Genomic DNA, 7604 nt, shown 5'->3' with positions numbered 1-7604 from the left:
GGACGCGTTCCCGATGCGCTTGGTCAGAAGCATCCAGATCAGGTGCGGCGTGGCGAGGATGAGCTGGCCGAATCGCTCACGCGCACCCGCCGGCGCAGCATTGTCGAACGGATCGCAAACGCTGGGAAACACCTTCCGATACTGACCGGCGCGGGCGGCCGATTCATTCCAGCGCACGGGCTTTGCCCAATGCGCGTCGCTGTAGGTGCGTCGCTCTGCGCCGGGCCCCCAGTTCTCGCCGCGGCGCAGCCAGTGGTTCATCGACTCCGCGTAACAGTGGTCACAACCCGGGCCAACTTTCTGGCACCCTTCCCAGGGCGACCACGTCATGTCCGTCCATTCGATTGCGGTAAGCGCACCCATGACTTTCCTCCTACGCTTCGAGTTCGAGGTGGACGGCTGCCAGTGATCCGCGCACCCGTGCCCGCGCTTCAATGCTGCCGAGCCATACCCTATAGGTGACTGCGTCGAGCGAACTGCTGTGCATCGGCACGATCGCGTGGTCGAGCCGCAGGCCCGTGACGTTCAGGCGATCGAGTGTCTTCGCGTCAGGTACCACCCAGAAATACCAGCGCTGGACGAAGTACCACCACGTTTTGGCGCGCTCGAGCTCCGCCCATGTCGCCGTGAAGTCGAGCACGGAGCCGACAGCGCTGAAAAAGACGCAGCGGATTCCGTCAGGTGTGAGAGCGGCGGCGACGACCTGCCGGCCGTTGGAAATGGACTGCGGATCGTGGGCTGCGCAGCCGAGCGCCGGGTAGCGACCGGCCCAGTCGAGCGCGCGTGAAATTGCGCGCTCCAGGAAAAACGCTTTGCCTTGCATGAATGCCTCGTTGGTTGGTTGCCCCTCGAAGAGCGGCTTATAGGCATCATGGCGTGCGAGACGAAAAGTCAAGGTTGCGCGCGCGACGGCGCGCGACCCGGTCAGGCTACCGTTTGTTGTGGACGCTTGAGATTCGCGATCGTTTCAAGGACGAGTCCGACTCCGCCGACGATCCCGATCTCATCGTTCGGGATGTTCAGCGCCTGCCGGATTGAGGCAAGGTCGCGGGCGGCATCGCGATAGCGGTGCTTGTACTCGTCCGCTTCCTCCGCATGGTTCAGCAACTCCTCGACAGCCTCACACGCCGAGTTGGGGATGTCGCGGGGCGACTGCGCAGGGAACACGCCGTGCTTCAGGAACACATCGCGGATCACGGTGCGGTTAATGTCGAGGTACCTGAACCCGCGACCGGCCGGCAGCGCCTGCAGTAACTCGTGCGCTGACCTACACCATTCGGAGTTTTTGTCGTCCGACGGGACCAGCGCGCGCAATGCTTCCAGCGTGAGCCGCTCAAACTGCGTGCCAGCGGACGCGCGCGGCGAATCAGGGTGCGCAGATCTGAGACGCTGACCATCGCGCCAGGCCATGCGAAGCGCGGCCTGTGTCGAGGCCGTCTCGTTCGGGTAGTGACGCCTGACCCATTCGTGGCTCAATATGCGTTCCTCGTCGGTCCATGTGTCGCCTTCGGGACGAAGCGCAACAGCGTCCATCGCGCGGTCCACTTTCGCGATGAGACAGGAAAGCTGCTCCCGCAGCGCGTCAAGCCACAGCCGGATGGAGTCTGGTCTCCCATTCAGGATAAATGGCGAGGCGGCGTAACGGGTGAAGTTCAAGGCATCCTGCAAGATCTCGGCGAGTTGTGGCGACATGGCGTCTCCTGTTCAGAATGTTGCCGGGTATTAATCGAGGCGGGCGCGCCGTCAGGTCGGCGATGCGATGCGCGAGGGTGGGAGCACGACGTTTTCCAGCGGTTCCCGTTCGATATTCCATTCGGCGGCGGGAATGCGGCGCGCGGCGCGCAGTGCCTGCTTGTCCCTCTTGCGTGCCTCATACGAAGCGACGCCGTTCATGCCGTAAACCTCAATGTGAGTCTCCGGATTGGTATCGCGCAGGATGAAATCGGGAAGCATGTCGTCTGCCGGCGACATTCGCACGGGCTTGACGAAACTGCGGCGCTCGGCAACCAGCCGGTTCGCCATAGCGACTTCGTGTATCGAGTCGCAGGGCACGAATGCCTGTGAGCAAAGCATCGCTGCCAGGTCGACGACCCTGAGATGGCCCTTTGACGTTCGCTCAACGAGAAGGAGGGCAACGACGCGAGCGCTTCGATCGCCGAACGCACGCCACGCATGGGCATGCGTGCGCTGTGCGTGCTCGATGAGGCCGGTGCTCGCGTAATACCTGCGAGCGCTCTGACGCAAGGCAATGGCGTGCCCGTATTGCGTAGGCGCCACCTCGCTGACCTCGCCCAGTACGAGTCCACGGCGTGTCGTCCCCTTGTCCGTTGTCAATCGTGAAACGAACGCATCGAACTCGGCGTTGATCTCGGAACGATGCGCCTCATCAAAGCGACGCATGATGTGCAGGACGTTCTGCGCTTCTGCGCCATTAATCAGCGCCGTGCCGATCTCCGCGAGCAGCTGGCTGTTGCAGTGTCCCCAGTGTCGCGACGTGGCTGCACCGATCCATCGATTCAGGCCTGCTTCAGTCCACAATGTCTGGAGGAAAGCCAGGAGGGACGCAGAACGGCGGCTCTGGCGGGTTGAAGTCGACGGGGCAGAACCGCGTGAACCGGTAGTGGTTTCGCGCAGTGTTAGCGCGGCGTCGAGCTTCACGTTCAGACCTGTGGGGGTGGCGAGAATCGCAGCAGTAGAGTCGCCAACGTCGGTTGGCTTCACGACGTTCGGGTCCTTGAAGAAGTCGCAGTCCCGCTTATGGCGATGGCCCTCTTCTGGCCAGCCGGCGAGGTGAAGCAAAGAGCCGTAACGGCGGATCACAAGCTGCAGTGGCGCTGTGCCCGTTGTGCACAAACAGACGGCATACCCGGGCGTGACCTTCGCGCGTTCAAGACGTTTCACATAACGCGCGGGGTTGTCCTGCACGTCGCCGAGCGGCACGGTCTCGCCGTCAAAGGATACGTTGTACATGTCGCATCTCCATAGAAAATGGCCGCTCGCTGGCGGCCACAGGCTTGAAGTGATATGCCGTTTCAGGCTCGCCGACGTCCGTTCGGGAGAAATCAGGCGACATGACGGCGGCGGGTATAGAAGGCGGGAAGATCAGGGGAGGTCGTGGTTCAGACGAAGCTCGCGTCCGGTTGCCCTATCGGTAAGGAACCACTTTCCGCTCGAAAGTCGTTTGACATGGCACTGCGGATATCGCTGTTCCATTGCTGCTTGCTCGCGGCGCTCCCGGCGCGCGCGGAGTTCGGCACGAAGGGCGGCGATCAGGCTTGCCGCGATGATGGCGCCGACTACACCCAACGTCATCGCGAGGGCGGTCCACCTTGGCCAGTGCAAGTGCTGCGCAACAAGGGTCGCGAGATTCCAGACGATGAGGGTGGCGCAGGCGATCGTGGCGAGAACGGCGCCGTTTTCAACGGGACTAAACATGAGTTGGTGATCCGGTTTAAACAATGACTTCGATATCGTCGTCCGAGCCGCGCCAGAACGAGCCGTCGTCGACGTCCATCACAATGACGGTGCCTGTCTGCTCGTCGTGCGCCGTCACGATGCCCTCGCCGAAGCTGGTCACGTCGGTCTGGTAGATGACGCGGCGTCGATGAAGCGGCGACGTGGTATTCGAATGATCGGCGGCCTCGGACATGAGATCTGGCTCCTTAAGCGCGCGTACATGCGCGCATGTAATTGTCGATCGCGCGGCGCTTCGGGTGTCATGCGAAAGCTGGTCCTTTGCGGCAAGCTTTTGATCTGCGCGGTAGAGCGGCGAAAGCTATATGGATTTCTGAAGCTTTCCGGGTTAGGGACCTGAGCCGGATCGGGTCACTCTCTCGGGCCACTCTCTCGTGCCGCTCTCGCGTGCAAGGCCGGTCACCGCCCTTCTGGCGGACGTTCCTGGCGAGCAATCCACAGGGTTATCCAGAGAATCTGTGGATAAGGTTGCCCGGATATCGGATCGCGCCCTCCGCAAAAGCCGTACGAATTACGCGCCCATTTCCCGTTGATTGGAAGTGCGGGGGCGCTAAGATGGTCTTATCAATCGCGTCCATGACGCATCGACCGAACGCCTGCACCTGCAGGCGTTTCCTATTTACCCCGACGGGTCCCACACCCGACGGGCGTGCTCCCGTCATTTCGACTGGAAGCACACCATGAACCGACAACGCATTCTTCGATTCGGCCTGATGGTCTGGCAGACCTACGGCATCCCTCACGACCAACTGCTGCGGATCGTCAGAGCGAAGAAGCGCCATTCCGCGCATTTTCGAGCGGCAGCGCTCCGTCATCTCGTAGCGGAAGCACCCCTGTCAGTGACTTGCGGCCGCCCGTTCGCTGAGCGACGCCGACGTGTACGCCGGTACTACGGCATCTGATCAAACACTCATCTACCCGCCGGGGCGCGCCCCCGGCTGGGGATGCGCTCCGGATCACCTACGGAATCCGGCATGTTTAATCATTTCATTCAAACTTTCATTGATGCGCAAACGGCCGCATGGCGGCATTACAGCGCTGTCGCGGCAACCGAAAAGCGCCTGTTTGGCGAGACTCATGCCGCTGCGGTACGCGTACCTTCAACCGAACAGGTTATCAGCGAACTGCGTCGTACCTATGAGGCGCTGGCCACCCGGATCATCTGGAAGGCGCGTGATGAGTTCGCAGCTGGGTCGGTGCGACCCGTGGTCGATCGAGCCGCGATATTCAAGATGGCTGGCTTTGATGTAGAGCGTTCCCTCGCGTTGGGAGAGGTTCCTGATTTCGACCAGCTGTACGCAGTTCTTCAGGCCCATCTCGGCCCGGTGGAGGATCTGCTGTGAGCCGAAAACCTGCGCAACGCAAGCATGATCTGACCGCGGACTCGGCACAGAAGGAGCTCGTCAAGCTCATCCAGTCGTTTTCCTACGGCCACCATCTGCACACGGTGTTTTCCGATTTTGTGGAGATGAGCGCGCTCGCGATCAGCAATAGCGCCGATCGCGCGCAGTTCGAGGCGCGCGAAACGCGCTATCTCGAAATCGTCGGCAAGTACAAGCGGGAGGAAGTGGAGCGGTTCCCGCAGATGCTCGGTCTCCTCGTTGAATCGTTCGAGCAACGCGTGGCGGTGATCCGCAAGCAAACCGCAGATGGTCTGCCAGTTAGCGGCGGCCTGACCGACGTCCTTGGCGAGACGTACATGATGTTAGGCCTTGGCAACGATCGGGCAGGGCAATTCTTCACGCCCTACAGCGTGTCCCGCATGATGTCGATGATGTTGATGGGAGACGTAGGTGCGGAGGTTGAGCGCCGTGGTTTTCTCCGGGTGCATGAACCGGCCTGTGGCGCTGGTGGCATGGTGATCGCCGCGGCGGATTCAATCCTCGCTGCAGGTCACAATTTTCAGCACTCGATGCACGCAACCTGCATCGATATCGATCCGTGTTGCGTCCACATGACGTACGTCCAGTTGTCGCTGCTGCACGTTCCCGCAACGGTCGTGCACGGCAATGCGCTGTCGATGGAGGTGTGGGGCACCTGGTACACGCCCGCGCACATTCTCGGAGGCTGGACGTTCAAGCTACGGCGCCGACTCGAGGCGGATCTGCTTCGTGAAGCTGTCGCGCCGGAACAGCAGCCGGACGTTGATGTGGCTGAGTCGCCAGACGTTGTGCAGGAAGTCGCTGTCGCAACAGAGATCGAAACTGCGGACGTGGAGGTTTTGGAACGCGAAACGCCGCGGACTACGCCTGCACAGGTAAGTCGCAGTGCGACGTCGCTGGCTGAGCTTTTCGAGCAGTCGCTGGCAAGCGGTACACGGGAACGCACCGTGTTCGATACGATCGACCAGCTAACGCTTTTCTAAACCGGAGCCCTCCCGATAACGAGGGCACCTCTATTGATCCCAACGGGAGTCTGCTCCCGTTGGGGGCCGACTCCCATTTCAGGAGAATCTGCCGTGCAACCTCAACCTTCCGAAAGCAACACCTCTCTAAACTCGCCGACCGATGGTGGCAATCAAGCCAGCGCGCGAGCGGAGCACGAGTTCAAAAATTTCCATCGACTGCTCTGCGAACGCTTCGGCTATGTTCATGACGACAGAGACTGGAAGCGCGATCAGGCGTCACTCATCGAATGGATCGCTACTCACGCAACCGGCAGCCCACCTGTCGTCGATTCAATCGCGTTCGTATTGAATGTGCTGGAAGCGCCGGCCGACCGGCGCGAAGTCTCGGTAGCGATGCCGCTTGCGAGGACGATCGCACGTCTCGTCCTCGAACAGTGTCAGCGCGATAGCGTCGCGCCGTAACGCGAAGGCCCACCATCGGTGGGCCTTTTTTTCTTAGCGGCATGGATTTGTGCAGCTTTTCGGGGAATTCCGCTATCGCGGAGGCGTATCTTTGATAAATCATCCGCGTCCCTGACGCATCGAACCGCCGGCTCGCACGGCATCCATTTTGACCCCTTCGGGAACCACTCCCGCAGGGCTGGTTCCCTCCCCGGAGAACCTGTATGTCAAACGCCTACCTTGATGTGCGCGTCGCGTTCGCGATAGCGAAGATAGCCTCGATCGTCGATCCCGACGATGACAGCTTTGCGGTACCGATGGCTGATGCTGAGGCGTTGGGTCAACGCGACGCTGCGACTGCAAACGCTGGTGAGTTGAAGGTGCCCATCTACTTTGCCGATGAGCCGAACCTGGCTGAGTCGTCGAAGAGAGGCATTGCGATCCACGAGGCAGAGGAGGAAATGTCGGGCATGTGCTCCTTCTGCTTCAAGGGCCACGAAATCTGGCAGTGCCCGCATCTCGAGCACTGACGAGCCGCTTTTACGCGTCCCTGACGCATTGATCCGCCGGATATCCGGCACCCATCTTAGACCCCATCGGGAACCACTCCCGTTCGGGGGCGGGTTCCCACTTCGGAGAACCTGCAATGCAACAACAACTTACTGCTCCCCTCAAGCGCATCAGGCTCGGCCGGAATCCGCGTACGTACTTCGATCCGAAGGCAATGGCGGAACTGACCGAATCGATTCGGGCGCATGGCGTTGACACGCCCATCATCGTCCGCCCCGTCACGGAGGACGAGTTTGACTACGAGGTGATCGCCGGTGGTCGCCGCTATCGCGGTGCCATGGACGCTCACGGTGAAGACTTCCCGATGCCCATCGTTGTAAAGGACGTCGATGAGGTCGAAGCGCGCCGTATTGCGCTCACCGAAAACATCCAGCGCGATAACCTGTCGCCTTCGGAAGAAGCCGTCGACGCTGCTGAGTTGCTCGGTCTGCACGGCGGCGATCGTGACGTGACGGCCAAGATACTTGGGTGGTCGCGCTCGACACTGGACAGCCGCCTCGCGCTGCTGAACTGCTCGAAGGCGGTACTGGATGCGCTCAGCGAGCGAAAGATCAATATCGCTCACGCCGAACTGCTGGCGGCGCTCTCGAAAGAGAATCAGGACAAGGTCCTGCCCGTCGTCGTTGCGGAGAAGCGGTCCGTCGCCGACGTGAAGAAGCTGGTTGAATCGGCGTCGTGCGCACTGGCCTCGGCCATTTTCGACAAGGCGGATTGCGCGGGTTGCCCGCATAACTCGTCGACGCAGGCGCAGATGTTTGGCGAAGCGATTGGC

The 7604-nt window shown here is 61.1% G+C and carries 11 protein-coding genes; 5 read left to right on the top strand and 6 right to left on the bottom strand.

The window, feature by feature from the left end; all coding sequences use genetic code 11:
* From AABE10_RS35635 to AABE10_RS35610, 6 genes are all read right to left on the bottom strand, one after another.
* The coding region (locus tag AABE10_RS35635; protein ID WP_342937749.1) for a DUF5131 family protein at window positions 1–363 on the bottom strand (363 nt) is incomplete at its 3' end.
* 10 nt (window positions 364–373) lie between these two features.
* Complete coding sequence (locus AABE10_RS35630; protein ID WP_342937748.1) at window positions 374–823, bottom strand: hypothetical protein; 450 nt, start codon at window positions 821–823, stop codon at window positions 374–376.
* 101 nt (window positions 824–924) lie between these two features.
* Window positions 925–1692: a hypothetical protein gene (locus tag AABE10_RS35625; protein ID WP_342937747.1), complete on the bottom strand. Its 768-nt coding sequence runs from the start codon at window positions 1690–1692 to the stop codon at window positions 925–927.
* 51 nt (window positions 1693–1743) lie between these two features.
* Window positions 1744–2970: a DUF1173 family protein gene (locus AABE10_RS35620; RefSeq protein ID WP_342937746.1), complete on the bottom strand. Its 1227-nt coding sequence runs from the start codon at window positions 2968–2970 to the stop codon at window positions 1744–1746.
* Between the two features lie 132 nt (window positions 2971–3102).
* The gene (locus tag AABE10_RS35615) at window positions 3103–3435 is read right to left on the bottom strand and encodes a hypothetical protein (RefSeq protein WP_342937745.1); all 333 of its coding nucleotides are present in this window, start codon (window positions 3433–3435) and stop codon (window positions 3103–3105) included.
* Between the two features lie 16 nt (window positions 3436–3451).
* Entirely contained in the window at window positions 3452–3649 is a 198-nt protein-coding gene (locus AABE10_RS35610; protein WP_342937744.1) for a hypothetical protein, read from the bottom strand.
* Window positions 3650–4448: 799 nt separating this feature from the next.
* Between AABE10_RS35610 and AABE10_RS35605 the strand changes: the two genes are divergently transcribed.
* The 5 genes from AABE10_RS35605 to AABE10_RS35585 all read left to right on the top strand — a co-directional run.
* Window positions 4449–4817, top strand: a complete 369-nt coding sequence (locus AABE10_RS35605) for a hypothetical protein (RefSeq protein WP_342937743.1) — start codon at window positions 4449–4451, stop codon at window positions 4815–4817.
* Window positions 4814–5839 carry an N-6 DNA methylase gene (locus AABE10_RS35600; protein ID WP_342937742.1) on the top strand — a complete coding sequence of 342 codons (1026 nt, stop codon included), beginning with the start codon at window positions 4814–4816 and terminating at the stop codon, window positions 5837–5839. Before AABE10_RS35605 ends, AABE10_RS35600 begins: the two co-directional genes overlap by 4 nt.
* 93 nt (window positions 5840–5932) lie before the next feature.
* A complete protein-coding gene (locus AABE10_RS35595; RefSeq protein WP_342937741.1) occupies window positions 5933–6283 on the top strand; it encodes a hypothetical protein in 351 nt (116 codons plus the stop codon).
* A gap of 203 nt (window positions 6284–6486) precedes the next feature.
* Window positions 6487–6792, top strand: coding sequence for a hypothetical protein (locus AABE10_RS35590; RefSeq protein WP_342937740.1), 306 nt, complete (start codon window positions 6487–6489; stop codon window positions 6790–6792).
* Between the two features lie 116 nt (window positions 6793–6908).
* A partial coding sequence (locus tag AABE10_RS35585) for a PRTRC system ParB family protein (protein WP_342937739.1) occupies window positions 6909–7604 on the top strand: 696 nt, incomplete at its 3' end.

Origin of the sequence: Paraburkholderia diazotrophica, assembly GCF_038900755.1 — a bacterium.
Classification (GTDB): Bacteria; Pseudomonadota; Gammaproteobacteria; order Burkholderiales; family Burkholderiaceae; genus Paraburkholderia; species Paraburkholderia diazotrophica_A.
The sequence above is the reverse complement of the archived record's forward strand: the minus strand, read 5'-3'. Positions and strand labels throughout refer to the sequence as shown.